We start from the raw sequence: 14,898 nt of genomic DNA on the forward strand, positions 1-14,898 counted from the left end.
AAATCAGGAGCGTTTTTTAGTAATAAGCCTGTATAATACCAGTAAAATAAAAGCACCGCCCACAGCACTAATAAGGCTTTTAAAAGACCAACCCTGGCTATCCCATCCAAAGAGGGTTTTGGTTAAAAAGCCACCCACAAAAGCGCCGGCAATACCAATTAAAATAGTAACTATCCAACCACCGGGATCTTCGCCCTTGTGTAAAAGCTTGGCAATTGCTCCGGCTATTAAACCAAATACAACCCATGAAATAATTCCCATAATAAAATGTTTTAAGTGTTAAAAGATTAAAGAACTGGCAAAAATAAATTAAAGCCAATGATAAATTTAGCAAAAAAAATTTAACCTGCATCACACAATAAATCTCATTTTAAGCACCATTAAATTTTTGGTGGAAAATGCTTAATAACCTCAATGCATAATTTCCCTGCTTATTACCATTTTTTGCACTTCACTTGTGCCTTCGCCAATGGTACAAAGCTTACTGTCCCGGTAAAATTTTTCTACAGGAAAATCTTTTATATAGCCATAGCCGCCAAAAATTTGCACCGCATCGGTACTTACTTCTACAGAAATTTCGCTGGCATAATATTTTGCCATTGCTGCTTCTTTTGTCATGGGCAGGCTTTTCATTTTAAGGTTACATGCCTGGTTAATGAGCAGTTCTGCACATTCTATTTTTGTTGCCATATCGGCCAGCTTAAATGAAATGGCCTGGTACTGAGCAATTGGTTTATCAAATTGCTGGCGCTCTTTTGAATATTTTATAGCTGCTTCATAAGCACCTTTTGCAATACCCAGGGCAAGCGCTGCAATAGAAATGCGTCCGCCATCCAATACTTTCATGGCTTGTTTAAAACCGGCGCCAACTTCACCCAGCCTGTTTGCATCCGATATGATACAGTTGTCAAATATCATTTCAGCAGTTTCGCTGGCACGCATTCCCAACTTATCTTCTTTTTTTCCGCCACTAAAGCCTGCAATTCCCCTTTCTATAATAAATGCGGTACTGTTATCTTTAGCCCTGGGCTCACCAGTGCGACAAATAACAACAGCTATATCGCCGCTTATACCATGCGTAATAAAATTTTTAGTGCCATTTAGTACCCAATTATCTCCCTGTTTTATTGCAGTGGTTTTCATATTTCCTGCATCGCTTCCGGTATTGGGTTCGGTAAGGCCCCATGCACCAAGCCATTCGCAGGTAGCCAGTTTGTTTAAATATTTTTTCTTTTGCACTTCATTGCCAAAGCTGAGTATATGGCCGGTACAAAGAGAATTGTGTGCAGCCAGCGAAAGGCCCACGCTTCCACATACCTTGGCAACTTCCTGTATTACGGCACTGTATTCAAAATATCCCAGGCCAGCACCGCTATATTCTTCAGGAACCAATACACCCATAAATCCCATTTTACCCATTTCTTTAAATACCTGCATGGGAAATTCCTGGGATTCATCCCATTTCATTAAATACGGTTTAATATGTTGATTTGCAAATTCACGGGCACTGGCAGCAACCTGTGATGTAAGCTCGCTTTGAGAAAAATTCATCTTGCAATTAAGTGTTGAGCAGCAAAAATAAAGTATTTAAGGTATAGCTGCAAAGCCGTTTAATTTACCGCTAAATAGGGCTGCAACTTATCATATGCTTCATCAGAGAGGATCATAATTTTTTTGATGTCTTCCACTGTAGCAAAGTTGCCATGTTGGTTACGAAAATTTACAATTACATTGGCCAGGTTATAACGTATATAGGGATGGGTTTTTAGTTCTTCCAAATTTGCAGTGTTGATATTAATTTTTTTAATATTTCCGGATTTTACGATAAGGTAGGGCCTTACTATTTGAAATGTGCTATCGGGTAGTCCATAAGTTTCGCCTACTTGTTCTACTGCATAAAAGCCGCCGAGCCTGGTTCTGAAGTTTACGATACGCTTTGCAAAACCCGGCCCAATGCCCGGCAAAGCTATAAATATGCTGGTATCCGCAAGGTTGATATCTACTTTTTGTAACTCTTTTTTCTCATATTTATTGGGGTATGCAGCAACTTTAAAATTAGTAGCCTTTTCTGCAATGGAAATACGCACATAAGGTATAAGGCGTTCCACATCTAAGGGATTTAATCCCCAAATTTTTTCAATGTCTTCGGGCTTCCTGAATTTGCCCCCTTTTGATATATATTTTTGAATGGTTAATGCTGTTTTTTCTTTAATACCGAGTTTCATCCAGCCTTCGGCATTTAGTGTATTTGGGTCAAAGTAAAAAAGTGTTGCTGCTGTACTGCTTTCTTTTTTATACTCACTTTTTGGTGTAGTATTATTTTGGCGGGGTTGATTATAATTTTTTTCAGTGGCAAGCCATTTCAGTTCCCTATTGAAGCGGTTGTTGTCAATTACGGCATTACCGGCAATAAGTGGATATGCAAAAGGAATTAATGAGAATAAAAATACAAAGCCAAGCAGCACTAAAATCCCCGATCTTTCTTTTGCTGTAAACTCAAAGTATTTTTTTACGCTTAAAAACATGATAACACTTTTTAAGCTATAAAATTATCCCCAAAAGAAATTTGAGACAATACCCGGAATTAGGCATTTTTTAGCATTTCAACTGTAATAGGTCATAGGCCAGGTTACGGTTTGGGGGCAATGTGGCGCTTACATCGGTATGGTTACCCAATTGGTGGCTAATATGTGTAAAATAGCATTGAGGTATTTGCAATTCATCTGCAAGGGCAATAGCCTGGCTTAAGGTAAAATGAGAAACATGCTCTTTATGCCGAAGTGCATTTAATACCAGTATTTCGCTGCCCCTTATTTTTTCTTTTTCTACTACTTCAATTCGGTTGGCATCTGTAATATAGGTAAAATTACCAAACCTAAAACCCAGTACCGGCATGTGCAGGTGCCATACTTTTATAGGAATTATGGGAATGTCACCTACTACAAATATTTCTTCGTCAATAGTATTTAATTCAATTTCCGGTATTCCGGGATATTTCTCTTTTGTAAATACATAATAAAATTCATTTTTTAATGCTTTTTGGGTAAGCTCATTGGCATATACCTGTACTGCAGCATTGCCAAAATAATTAAAGGCTTTTACATCATCAAGCCCGGCAGTATGATCTTTATGCGGATGCGTAAAAATAACTGCATCCAGTTTTTTTACCTTACTGCGTAACATCTGGAAACGAAAATCGGGTGTGGTATCCACAACAAGGGTTGTATTGCTACTTTGCACCATTATACTGCTGCGCAAACGGTTGTCTTTTTTATCGGCTGAGCTGCAAACCGCACAGTTGCAGGCTATCATGGGTACGCCACTGCTGGTACCGGTGCCCAAAAAAGTAATGGTAAGTGGGGGATAATGCATAAATCACAGGCTGTTAAAGCCCTTTTATTCTGTCAAAAAAAAGCACAACGAAGATAGCAAATAAAAAGTATTGCCGTTAATGCAAATGCTGCTGATGGCCCGGTACGGTACACCTGCTTTTTTTACAAAGCCTGTAATTAAAAAAATGCGCTGCAATAATTAACGCAATTGCAGGAAACAAAAAGATCAGCTCAAATTCAATAAATATTTCTTTAGCCAACAGCAGGCTAAACCCCAAACAAAAAATTACCAGGGGAAAAAATTGGCGGTGCTGTTTTAAAAATCCATGGCTTAAAGAATATACACCAATCATAAAAGCCAGTGCAATCATGCTCCATTCAAAATAATCGTTATGAATAATATCTCCCCCAAATAATGGCAGGCTGGTAAATAACAAAGGCAATACTGCACAATGTATGGCACATATTAACGATGTGGTTACCCCTAAACCATCCCAATTAATTTTATGATTCATCCTGCAGCAAAATTATAATATTTGCAACAATATTGCAAAAAATTTATTTACCTTTGCCTTGTTATAAAGCCGCCGAAAAGTGTTTTTTTCTACTTACGCCACTAGTGCTTTAATTTTACAGGTAACCTAATTGAAATTGTTGTGAAGAAAAAATTTATCATCTATATAGGGTTTTTTGCCTTACTCTTTACCCTGTTTTTGGCTTTTGTGTTTTGGGATTATGATTTTTCAAAGTCTAAATTAAAAGTAATTAATGCCACTATACCCGAGTTTAGTTTTAAAGATCAAAATGGAAAAGCTTTTACCAAAAGCATTGTGGATGGTAAAGTGTATGTTGCAGAATATTTCTTTACCACATGCAAAGGCATTTGCCCCAAAATGAACCTAAACCTTCGAAGGGTTTATGAAGCTTACAAAAACGAACCGGGTTTTTTAATAGCTTCACACACCTGCATGCCCGAAACCGATAGCATACCCGTTTTAAAAAAATATGAAGCCAAAATGCTTGCCGGCGCTTTAACCCAAAATCCAAACGGCAGTTATAAAATTATACATACTGACAGCCTTGAAAAATTTACAAATACCAATTGGTATTTTTTAACCGGCGATAAAATCTTGTTGTATAAACTGGCAAGGCAAGGTTACATAATTGATAACGATAAACCGGATAGCACTCAACATATTGGCGACCAGTTTTTACATTCCCAGTTTTTTGCCCTGGTAGATAAAAATAACCGGGTACGTGGTATTTACGATGGCCTGGAAAACCGGGAAATTGAAAAACTTATTGGAGATATAAAAAATTTATTGAAAGAAAAAGTTACTACAAAGCGCTTTATGGATGGCTTTGGCAATAACCCTGGATAATTTACACAACATGAACAATATTCCAGACATTTTAAAAAGAAACAGTCTAAGCATTACAGATGGCCGCATGAAAATACTGGAACTATTTTATAATAGTGATGGTGCGCTGGCCCATGCGGATATTGAAAAAAAAACCGGCCTGGCAGTGGACAGGGTAACTGTTTACCGTACCTTACAAACTTTTGTGGAAAAGGGTATTATTCACCAGGTTCCTACTACAGATAATTCTATTTTATACGCCCTTTGTAAACACAACTGTGAAAAAGGCCATCACCACGATAACCATGTACATTTTGTTTGTAACCAATGTGAAGCAACCGTTTGCCTCGATGAAGTAACCGTACCTGCGGTAAAACTCCCAGTTGGCTTTCGGCCCATACAGGCAGCAATGATTGTAACCGGACTTTGTAAAAATTGCATATAATCTGAAACTATTGTTCGAAATTTTCGTCTTTAAAAAACACATACTTTTTTAAAATAAACCAAACATAAAATGTTAGAAGAATTATTTAACCTGGTAAAAAATGTTGCCGGGGAATCAGCATCAAACAGTACCGAAATTGCTCCAGACCAACAAACTGAAGTAGTAGCCGAAGCTACAAATACCGTAGCCTCGGGCCTTAGGAATATAGTTGCAGGGGGCGGTATCCAAAGCCTTATTTCATTACTTAGCGGCAATAACCAGCAGCAAGGCAAAAGCAGCCTACTTTCCAACCCTATTGTTTCTATGATGATTGGACATTTTGCCGGAAAACTCATGAATAAAATGAATATTGGAAATGCCCAGGCAAGCAGTATTGCCAATTCATTGATTCCCGGGGTTATAAGCTCCCTTATTGGTAATATTAACGACAGCGGCAATAGCGCTTTTTCCATAGAAAACCTGTTGAAATCCATTACTGGCGGCCAAACAGAACAGGTTGCACAGCAAAATCCACAATTTAATATTACAAACCTTATCAACCAGTTTACCGGAGTTGGTAACGGCCAGCAGCAGCAACAATCACCAGGCATACTGGAAGTAATTGGCCAGCTTGCTCAGGGCGCACAACAGCAGCAAGCCCGAAATGGCGGTGGTTTACTGGATTTAATTAAAGGTTTTACCCAATAAAATTACAATTACAAGCATGGGATTGTATTAAAAAAAACCGCATAATATTATGCGGTTTTTTTAAGCTTCAGGATAAAGCATAATATTGCAAAATGCGAAAGCTTATTTTTCTCATCAATCCTGTTGCGGGCACAAAAAGTAAAGAGGCTTTACAAAAGCAGGTTATTAGAAAAACGAAAAAGGCCGGTTTGCCATTTGAAATTTTACCTACACAAGCATCCGGCAACTATAGCTTTCTAATTGAAAAAATACATACAGAAAATATTACCGATGTAATAGTTTGTGGCGGTGATGGCAGTATTAACCAGGTAGCAGCCGCATTACAGGGTATACCTGTCCATATTGGAATTTTACCCATGGGTTCCGGAAACGGGCTTGCCCGTGCAGCAGGCATTGCAACCGGTATTGGTAAGGCGCTTGATATTATTTATAGGGGCAAGGCATCTTATATTGATGGGTTTTATATAAACCGGCACTTTAGCTGCATGCTTTGCGGGCTGGGCTTTGATGCTCAGGTAGCCCATGATTTTGCTTCGCAGTCAACCCGTGGGTTAGCTACATATATAGAACAAACAATAAAGAATTTTTTTTCAGTATCCTCCTACCCGTTCATTATACATATTAATGGAGAAAAAATAGAAACCCCCGCTTTTTTTATAAGCGTCGCCAATAGCAACCAATTTGGCAATAATGTTACTATTGCTCCAAAAGCCAGTATTGCTGATGGTTTGCTGGATGTAGTGATTGTTAAAAAGGATTATAAATTGAGTATTTTATATGCCCTTTTTAAGCAAATTATTTTTGGTAAAGTAATGCCGCATATCCAAAAACAAAATAGCAGGCAAAAAGTACATTACTACCAGGTAAAGGAACTGCAAATTGAGAACCCAGCTTTAGCGCCTTTGCATATAGATGGGGAACCTGCAGAAACAACTAATTATTTTGAAATAAAAATAAAAGAAAATGCCTTTAAGTTGTTGCAACCATAATTTAATTAAGCAGTTCAATAATTTCTTTTACAGCATGTAAGGTATTGGGCGAGTCAAAAGATTCAATAATATCCCTTTTTTCTCTTGCGGTTAAATGAAAATTTAAGGCTACTTTTTTATCGGGTTTTTGAGGGATATACATTACCATAACTTTTTTAAGCATTGTGCCGAATGAATTTTTAAAATAGGCAAAATCAGTGTCCTGGTAATAATCCTGCATCCTAAACCAATTATTTTGCAGCATTGTTGCCGGGGAAACCAGTACATCGGTTGCTGTACGGGGTTCAAATGGTGGCATCCAGTTGCTGGTATTTCTGTCTCTTATTTGTATGATCAATACACCCGAAGTATTTTCTTCAACCCAGTTTTTAAAATTATCCAGGAAACGCAAAGTGGCTTCCTGACCAAAATTATCCCTTAGACCGGCATCCATTACATCAATAACCGGGTTTGTGGGCAACCATACATTGGGCAATACGTAAGGAAAAGTTGCATTCATCCTTAAAGCAGAAAGCAGGCGGAGATTCATGGGTTGCTGGTTTTTAAAAAGGGCCGCAAAGTCAACAGCATCCGGGCTTATGGACGTATCCTTTTGCAATGCAACTGGCTTCATCATAAAACTCATAGGCAGTGTACTTAAAATCATTTTTTTTCCATCGCCTTTAACCACGGCATTAAATAACAGTAGTGGCACGGTGGCATCTGCTTCATCCTTTTGGATATTCTTCAATTGCACATTTAAGATATCGTTTGTATTTTCCGATAGTTTTTTTTCAAAGGCATAGCCACGGTCTTTGATATATTTATTATTCCCTACAGAAAATTTTAAAGAAGATGCCATAAGGTCCCTTGCCATCATAGAACTAAAAACTGAGTTTAGTAAATCCCCCGTGATGTTATTGAGGTATTGTGGGCTGGATAAATGAATAGAAGCCCCATGAATTTTACGACGGTAAAGCTCCCGGTAGTATGTTGCAGCCAACATGCCCCCACTGGCGCCGCTTATCAAAAAGGTTTTTTTCATGAGCTTTCCATGCAGCATACTATCCAATTTTTGCATAGCATGCATTGTAAAAGCGCTGCTCCGCAACCCACCACCACTCACATTAATAAATATCATTAAAGGCTTTGCCGAGTCCTGTCGGGTCTTCCATTTATTCAACACAGAGATCATCTGCTCTTTATCTTTTTGCAAAATATCTGCAGAACAAATTGCATTTAAAGAGCCAGGATCATATTTTGGTCTTAAATCGTTATTCGGGTATTCCAACCCATAGGCTTTATTTCGTGGATCTAAATATCCTTTTTCAAAAAGAAAATTAAAAAACAACAGCAATAAAATTGCCGCAGGAAGACTCCAACTTTGTAAAAAATAAGCCAGCGCCCCAATTAAAGCAATCATTAACGAAAAGAAAATAAATACACTGGCTGCTGCAGGCATTTCAAAAAATGGCTTGTCTAAAAAGAAACCAACCAGTATTAAAAAAAGAAAGGCCAGTAAAATACTTACAATAGCTGCCAGGTGATGACGTTTAAAAATACTTTCTATAAAATCATCTCTGTAATGGCTTACGCTCCGGGTTTTTTTTAGTTTCAGCCTTCCGGTGATGTAGTAATTTACGGGCAATGCAAAAAAATCCATCCCCAACTTTTTTCCCAAAAAAATTTTTTTAAACTGGTCGGGATTGCTCACAATTGCTGCAACCCTTTTGGAAATAGTTTTATCTGCGCCAAAAAAATATACAAATGAAAGTAGTACCAATGTGGCACCTCCTGCTAAAATACCTATCATGAGCAGCATAATTTCATTAAAAGCCATCAGCTCCCTGTAATCATCATACTTATAAAGTTTTATAAAATAAAAAATTAAAAAAAGGCCTGGAAGTATGCTATTATTAAGGCAGTATTTTAAAAAAGGGTTGGTGGTAGTAGCTAAAAATTTAAACCTTCGGCTATGCAAAATAAAAGTAGTAATATGCCAGCTCATAAAAAACACACCGAGTGCAATACCTACAATAAAAGCACCCAGTATGCCCACATTATTTAAATATTCAGGCGCAAAAAACAAGGCATCAGCACCATAAGATTTTAAAAAACTACTATTAATGCAGCTGAACAGTACATACCAAAACAGCAATAATACCTGGTACTTCCTAAAGTGCAGTATAAATAACTGAACCGGGAAAAAAGTATAAAAATTTTTAAACCAGGTGTTCATGTGTTCATTTTATATATACTCTTTGGCACAACTTGCCCCGGCAACTTGCCGGGATAGATCCTGCCAGCAGACATTTTCTGTTGGTATCAATTTTTGTATAGCCCATTTCATGGCAAAAATAATTATCAAAATTATACGGGAGCCGCAGTTGTTTTTTTTTGGGTAACTAAAAAAAGCAGCGTTGTTAGTGCCATTACCACTAAAATAGCCACAAATTGATGCAACACACCCAGCACAACCAGCACCTTGAGATTTGCAGCATTTAAAACCGTAACAATACCTAACAACACCTGGCACATCACTAAAACGATAAAAGCCAGCCTGTATTTTGCAAAAAGGGTATTTACCGTTAAGTTTTTAGAAACAAAAAAGAAAACAATTGCCAAAATAAAAAGCAGGTACGCTAATCCCCTATGAATAAAATGAACCAATAAGGGGTTATTAAAAAAATTGGAGGGTGCCGGCTGCATCTCCATCATTCCCGGTGGAAGCATGGCATGGTTGATAGAGGGCCAGGTAGTTGCAGTTTGCCCAGCTCTTAAGCCCGCCATAAAACCACCATAAATTAATTGAATCAAAAGCAATACTGCAATTACAACCAGCAAGTTTTTAATAGGTGCATTTAAAAGTTTTTGTTTGAAATTGGGCAAGAGGCCTAAGGCAAACCAAAGTGTATATACCAGCAAAATTACTGCCGCTAAAAAATGGGTGGTAAGCTCTACATGGCCCACATAAAATTTTTCTGGCACCAGGCCGCTTTTAACCATTAACCAGCCTATTGCACCCTGCAATGCGCCCAATAAAAATAAAACAATCATTGGGCTTATCATTGGCCGGCTGAATTTCTTCTTTACAATAAAATATACAAACCCGGCAATAAACACCATGCCCATTAACCTTGCCCAAACCCGGTGGAACCACTCCCAAAAAAAAATAAATTTAAACTGGCTGAGCGAAAAACTGCTGTGAACATATTTAAACTGATCGGTATTTTTATATTTATCAAACTCAGCTACCCAGGCGGCATCATTTAATGGCGGTAAAGTTCCAGTTATGGGTTTCCACTCCGTAATAGAAAGCCCCGATTCTGTAAGCCTTGTAATACCGCCAAGCAAAATCTGTATTACTATCATAGCAACTCCCAGCAAAAGCCAATGGGCTACCTGCCTGTTATTTTTTTCCTGTAGCGGGTAATTCATAAAGGCAAAGTTACGGAGGCAAAAATTTTTTAAAGATATTTGTATTGTTACTACATGTTACAACCATTTTTACAGCGTGGGATATTAGAAGCCGGTATTGATGAAGCTGGAAGGGGATGCTATGCCGGGCCGGTATTTGCTGCTGCAGTAATACTGCCGCAAAACTTTTTTCATCCTTTGTTAAACGACAGTAAAAAGTTATCGCACCGCCAGCGGATGGAACTAAGGCCTATAATTGAAAAAGAAAGCATTAGCTATGCAGTTGCCAGTATTTGCAATATTGAAATAGATAAAATTAATATCCTGCAGGCATCTTTTAAAGCAATGCATTTGGCACTGGATAAACTTAAAATACAACCCGGGTTTTTGCTCATAGATGGTAACCGGTTTAAACCTTATAAAAAAATCCCTCATCAATGCATTGTAAAAGGAGATGCCACTTATGCATCAATTGCCGCAGCAAGCATTTTGGCTAAAACCTACCGGGATGAGTTAATGCAAAAGCTGCATGAGGAATTCCCACAATATGGCTGGAACCAAAATAAAGGCTATGGAACCGCAGAACACCGCAATGCCATAAAAGAAATTGGATTGTGTAAATACCACCGCAAAAGCTACAATATTTCACCGCTGCAACCAGAAATGTTTTAAGAACATGCTTTAAACTATTTTCTCAGCGCTAAGTCTTAAATAATGGCTGCAATAATTATTTAAATAAAAATAGTTGTTCATTGTTGTTAATAAAGGCAATCTCAATACCTGGGGTTGCTTTTTATATTAATCAAAACTTCTTGCACTGCCGGTTGATGCAATTTTCAGCAAGCGGTCGTATTCTTCGGCATTAAGATCGTTGTAAAAAAAGTAAACAGGGTCTACCGCCTGGTTGTTAATATGCACTTCGTAATGGCAATGCGGGCCGGTACTTTTTCCGGTACTTCCTACCCAGCCAATTACTTCACCCCTTTTCACTTTTTGCCCGGTACGGGCTTTTACCCTTACCATGTGGCCATAAAGGGTTTCGTAACCATATCCATGATTAATAATTACATGGTTACCATAACCGCCTTCGCTTGAGCCGGCAAGCTTTATTACGCCATCTCCTGTTGCATAAATAGGTGTGCCTTGCGGTGCGCTAAAATCAAGACCTTTATGCATTTTGGGTGTACCATATACAGGGTCTATACGCAAGCCAAAGCCGCTGGCCACCCGGTTAAGCTGCTTATTGCTCACCGGCTGAATTGCAGGCATGCTCGCCATTTTTTCATCCTGGTTTTTAATGAGCTTTTCAATTTCGTTATAACTTTTTTGCTGAAAAGCAATTCGGGCATTTAAATTATTTAGTTGTGCGGCAATATCTTTCCCCAGTATACCCTCATCTATACTGCTTACTTTATCAAACTCTTTTTGCTTTTCAATTAATTTTGCCCTGGCGCTATCGGGCAATGGATTGGCTTCAAAAATAGAGCGGTAAACTTCATTGTCTCTTTTTTCCAATGCACCCAGGTCATTTTCTATGGTTTTAATTTTTCCCTGCAGTAAATCAAAGTTTTCTTTTAAGGCTGCATATTTCCTCCTGCTTTCCAAATCGCCGGGTTTGGGAAAAAAACGGTTATAGAGATAAATAATAATAAGGGAACTTACGGCCAGTGCACTTAAAAAACCAAAAAGGCGGAGCAGCCTTACACGAAACGGCGTTACAAACTTTTCGTAACGCAGCGTATGTGTATTATAGAAGTATTTGATTTTTTTCATAAAACACTGGTTGCATCAGGGGCTATACTGCCTTAATCATTACATTTGCAATTCAAAAAAAAAATTGAAATGTGGCCAATTTCTTCAGCAACAGGAAATAACAATATTTGCCACCCTATTGGTATTGCCCAAATGCAGGAAATACAAATATAACCACCAAAAAAATATAAATCAACCCCATATATAAATTATTCAATACATGAATACGGCAGCAGAAATTAGGCAGGCGTTTTTAGATTTCTTTAAATCAAAGCAACATATTATTGTTCCTTCTGCACCAATTGTGGTAAAAAACGATCCTACTTTATTATTTACCAATGCCGGCATGAACCAGTTTAAAGATTATTTTTTAGGAAATAAAACAGCGCCTTCAGCTCGTATTGCCGATACACAAAAATGCTTAAGGGTAAGCGGAAAACATAACGACCTGGAAGAAGTGGGCGTAGATACCTACCACCATACTATGTTTGAAATGCTGGGCAACTGGAGTTTTGGCGACCCCAAAAACCCAACAGCCGGATATTTTAAAAAAGAAGCCATTGCCTGGAGTTGGGAATTATTAACCGAAGTGTACAAGCTGGATAAAGACAGGCTTTATGTGAGCATTTTTGAAGGTGATGAAAAAGAAGGCCTACCCAAAGATGAAGAAGCATATAATGAATGGAAAAAAGTAATTGCTGAAGACCGCATTTTATTAGGCAATAAAAAAGATAATTTTTGGGAAATGGGCGACACGGGCCCATGCGGCCCATGCACTGAAATACATGTGGACTGCCGCAGCGATGAAGAACGCAAAAAAACCGATGGAAAAACTTTGGTAAACAACGATCATCCGCAGGTGATTGAAATTTGGAACAATGTATTTATTCAATTTAACCGCAAAAAAGACGGCGGCCTGGAGTTGCTCCCCGCCAAACATGTAGATACCGGAATGGGTTTTGAAAGGCTCGTAAGAGTGCTGCAAGGCAAGCAAAGCAATTACGATACGGATATTTTTAGCGGAACGATAATTGCCATTGGCAAAATAGTTGGCAAAAATTATCAGGGCCAAAATGATAAACCTTCTATTGCCTTTCGTGTACTTGCCGACCATATACGAGCCATAAGTTTTACCATTGCAGATGGCCAGCTTCCCTCCAACTCCGGCGCAGGTTATGTAATACGCCGTATTTTAAGAAGGGCCGTAAGGTATTATTATACTTATTTAGCGTATAAACAACCTTTGCTGCATCAGTTGGTAACGGTAATTGCCCAGCAGTTTAAAGATGTGTTTCCAGAATTATGGCAACAACAGGAATTTGTTGCTAAAGTAATTAAAGAAGAAGAAGAAGCTTTTTTAAGAACGCTGGATAAAGGCCTTAAAAGAATTGATGCAATAATGGCTGCACAAAAAAATAGTATCATCAGTGGCGGAGATGCTTTTGAATTACTGGATACTTTTGGTTTTCCGATAGACCTTACCCGTTTAATTGCAGGCGAAAATAATTTAACGGTTGATGAAGCAGGCTTTGAAGCCCAAATGCAGCAGCAAAAAAACCGCAGCCGTGCCGCCACAACTTTAGACAGCAGCGACTGGCAAATACTCAACGATGCAAACAGCCTGGGATTTGCAGGATATGATACATTAGAAACGGCCACCGAAGTATTGCGTTACCGAAAAGTAATAGGAAAAGGCAAAGAGTTGTACCAGCTAGTACTGGCACAAACACCTTTTTATGCCGAAAGCGGCGGTCAGGTTGGCGATACCGGCAAACTCATATTTTCCGATGCGGAAATTGAGATTGTAGATACCAAAAAAGAAAATGACCTTATTATTCACTTTGCAGAAGAAATTCCGGCAAATTTAAATGGAGCAGTTCAAGCAATCGTAAATGCATCTAACCGAAAAGCCATAACGGTTCATCATAGCGCCACACATTTAATGCATGCAGCTTTACGAAAAATATTGGGTATGCATGTTGCCCAAAAAGGCAGTTTAGTTAACAATGAACACCTGCGCTTCGACTTTTCTCATTTTACAAAAATGACCGACGAAGAAATAGCAAAAGTTGAAAAACAGGTGAATGAAAAAATAAGGGAAAATATTCCGGTAGTAATAAAATCTATGCCCAAAAACAATGCGCTTGCATTGGGTGCAATGGCATTATTTGGTGAAAAGTATGGCGATATGGTACGTGTGGTAATTATTGACCCCAATTATTCTGTAGAACTATGTGGCGGTTGCCATGTAGGCAGCACCGGGCAAATAGGCCTGTTTAAAATTAAAAGCGAAAGCGCTATTGCTGCAGGTGTACGCCGTATTGAAGCAGTTTGCGGACATGCAGCAGAAAATTTCATTCGTCTTGCATTTGAAGATAACAAACTTATACATGCATTATTAAAAAACCCCAAAGATGTTCCTAAAGCCGTAGAATTGCTGCAAACAGAAAATGTTGAATTAAAAAAACGTATCGAAAGCCTTGAAGCCCGGCAATTGGTGGCAATAAGGAATGAACTGCTTCAAAAAGATGAAATCATCAACCAGGTTACATTTATAGGAGATATTGTAGAAGTGCCCCATACCGATGCACTGAAAAAATTATGCTTCGACCTGAAAAATCATTTACACAATTACCTTGTGGTATTATGCGCCAATATTGGCGGCAAAGCCCATGTTGCCATTGGCATAAGCGATACCGTTGTAGCAGCCAAAAACCTAGATGCCGGAAAAATAATTAAAGAAACGGTAAGCCCATTAATACAAGGCGGCGGCGGTGGCCAAAAAAACCTGGCAACTGCCGGCGGGCAGGATGTTTCGCAACTGAATACGGTTATAGCTAAAGTAAAAACGCTTTTATAACAAGTAGTTCTTTTGCATATTTCCCAAAATATTGTTAAAGGAAAAATTTTTTATCCGAAATGTTTCGTAAATGAAT

The 14,898-nt window shown here is 38.4% G+C and carries 14 protein-coding genes; 6 read left to right on the forward strand and 8 right to left on the reverse strand.

What is annotated here, in order from left to right; all coding sequences use genetic code 11:
• Positions 1-3 precede the first annotated feature (3 nt).
• The 5 genes from IPO46_05540 to IPO46_05560 form a co-directional block, all read right to left on the reverse strand.
• Positions 4-261 carry a GlsB/YeaQ/YmgE family stress response membrane protein gene (locus IPO46_05540; GenBank protein ID QQS64046.1) on the reverse strand — a complete coding sequence of 86 codons (258 nt, stop codon included), beginning with the start codon at positions 259-261 and terminating at the stop codon, positions 4-6.
• Between the two features lie 150 nt (positions 262-411).
• Positions 412-1,551 carry an acyl-CoA dehydrogenase family protein gene (locus tag IPO46_05545; protein QQS64047.1) on the reverse strand — a complete coding sequence of 380 codons (1,140 nt, stop codon included), beginning with the start codon at positions 1,549-1,551 and terminating at the stop codon, positions 412-414.
• 59 nt (positions 1,552-1,610) lie between these two features.
• The gene (locus IPO46_05550) at positions 1,611-2,525 is read right to left on the reverse strand and encodes a helix-hairpin-helix domain-containing protein (protein QQS64048.1); all 915 of its coding nucleotides are present in this window, start codon (positions 2,523-2,525) and stop codon (positions 1,611-1,613) included.
• A gap of 70 nt (positions 2,526-2,595) precedes the next feature.
• Complete coding sequence (locus IPO46_05555) at positions 2,596-3,372, reverse strand: MBL fold metallo-hydrolase (GenBank protein ID QQS64049.1); 777 nt, start codon at positions 3,370-3,372, stop codon at positions 2,596-2,598.
• 76 nt (positions 3,373-3,448) lie between these two features.
• A complete protein-coding gene (locus IPO46_05560; protein QQS64050.1) occupies positions 3,449-3,847 on the reverse strand; it encodes a MerC domain-containing protein in 399 nt (132 codons plus the stop codon).
• Positions 3,848-3,988: 141 nt separating this feature from the next.
• On the opposite strand from IPO46_05560, the gene IPO46_05565 reads away from it, so the two are divergent.
• The 4 genes from IPO46_05565 (at position 3,989) to IPO46_05580 (ending at position 6,814) form a co-directional block, all read left to right on the forward strand.
• Positions 3,989-4,714, forward strand: a complete 726-nt coding sequence (locus IPO46_05565; protein ID QQS64051.1) for an SCO family protein — start codon at positions 3,989-3,991, stop codon at positions 4,712-4,714.
• A gap of 10 nt (positions 4,715-4,724) precedes the next feature.
• Positions 4,725-5,138, forward strand: a complete 414-nt coding sequence (locus IPO46_05570; protein QQS64052.1) for a transcriptional repressor — start codon at positions 4,725-4,727, stop codon at positions 5,136-5,138.
• A 69-nt stretch (positions 5,139-5,207) separates the two neighbouring features.
• Entirely contained in the window at positions 5,208-5,825 is a 618-nt protein-coding gene (locus IPO46_05575; protein QQS64053.1) for a hypothetical protein, read from the forward strand.
• Positions 5,826-5,917: 92 nt separating this feature from the next.
• The gene (locus IPO46_05580; GenBank protein QQS64054.1) at positions 5,918-6,814 is read left to right on the forward strand and encodes a YegS/Rv2252/BmrU family lipid kinase; all 897 of its coding nucleotides are present in this window, start codon (positions 5,918-5,920) and stop codon (positions 6,812-6,814) included.
• Between the two features lies 1 nt (position 6,815).
• Here IPO46_05580 and IPO46_05585 read toward each other — a convergent pair whose 3' ends face one another.
• Both IPO46_05585 and IPO46_05590 read right to left on the reverse strand, forming a co-directional pair.
• Complete coding sequence (locus IPO46_05585) at positions 6,816-9,032, reverse strand: hypothetical protein (protein ID QQS64055.1); 2,217 nt, start codon at positions 9,030-9,032, stop codon at positions 6,816-6,818.
• Positions 9,033-9,163: 131 nt separating this feature from the next.
• On the reverse strand, positions 9,164-10,231 hold the full coding sequence (locus IPO46_05590; protein QQS64056.1) for a COX15/CtaA family protein: 1,068 nt from the start codon (positions 10,229-10,231) through the stop codon (positions 9,164-9,166).
• 54 nt (positions 10,232-10,285) lie between these two features.
• Between IPO46_05590 and IPO46_05595 the strand changes: the two genes are divergently transcribed.
• Entirely contained in the window at positions 10,286-10,882 is a 597-nt protein-coding gene (locus IPO46_05595) for a ribonuclease HII (GenBank protein QQS64057.1), read from the forward strand.
• 126 nt (positions 10,883-11,008) lie between these two features.
• On the opposite strand, the gene IPO46_05600 is transcribed toward IPO46_05595, so the two are convergent.
• Positions 11,009-11,983, reverse strand: coding sequence for a M23 family metallopeptidase (locus IPO46_05600; protein ID QQS64058.1), 975 nt, complete (start codon positions 11,981-11,983; stop codon positions 11,009-11,011).
• A 199-nt stretch (positions 11,984-12,182) separates the two neighbouring features.
• On the opposite strand from IPO46_05600, the gene alaS reads away from it, so the two are divergent.
• Positions 12,183-14,822, forward strand: coding sequence for an alanine--tRNA ligase (gene alaS, locus IPO46_05605; GenBank protein QQS64059.1), 2,640 nt, complete (start codon positions 12,183-12,185; stop codon positions 14,820-14,822).
• The last annotated feature ends 76 nt before the right edge of the window (positions 14,823-14,898 follow it).

The organism is Chitinophagaceae bacterium (assembly GCA_016699815.1).
Lineage (GTDB): Bacteria > Bacteroidota > Bacteroidia > Chitinophagales > Chitinophagaceae > Ferruginibacter.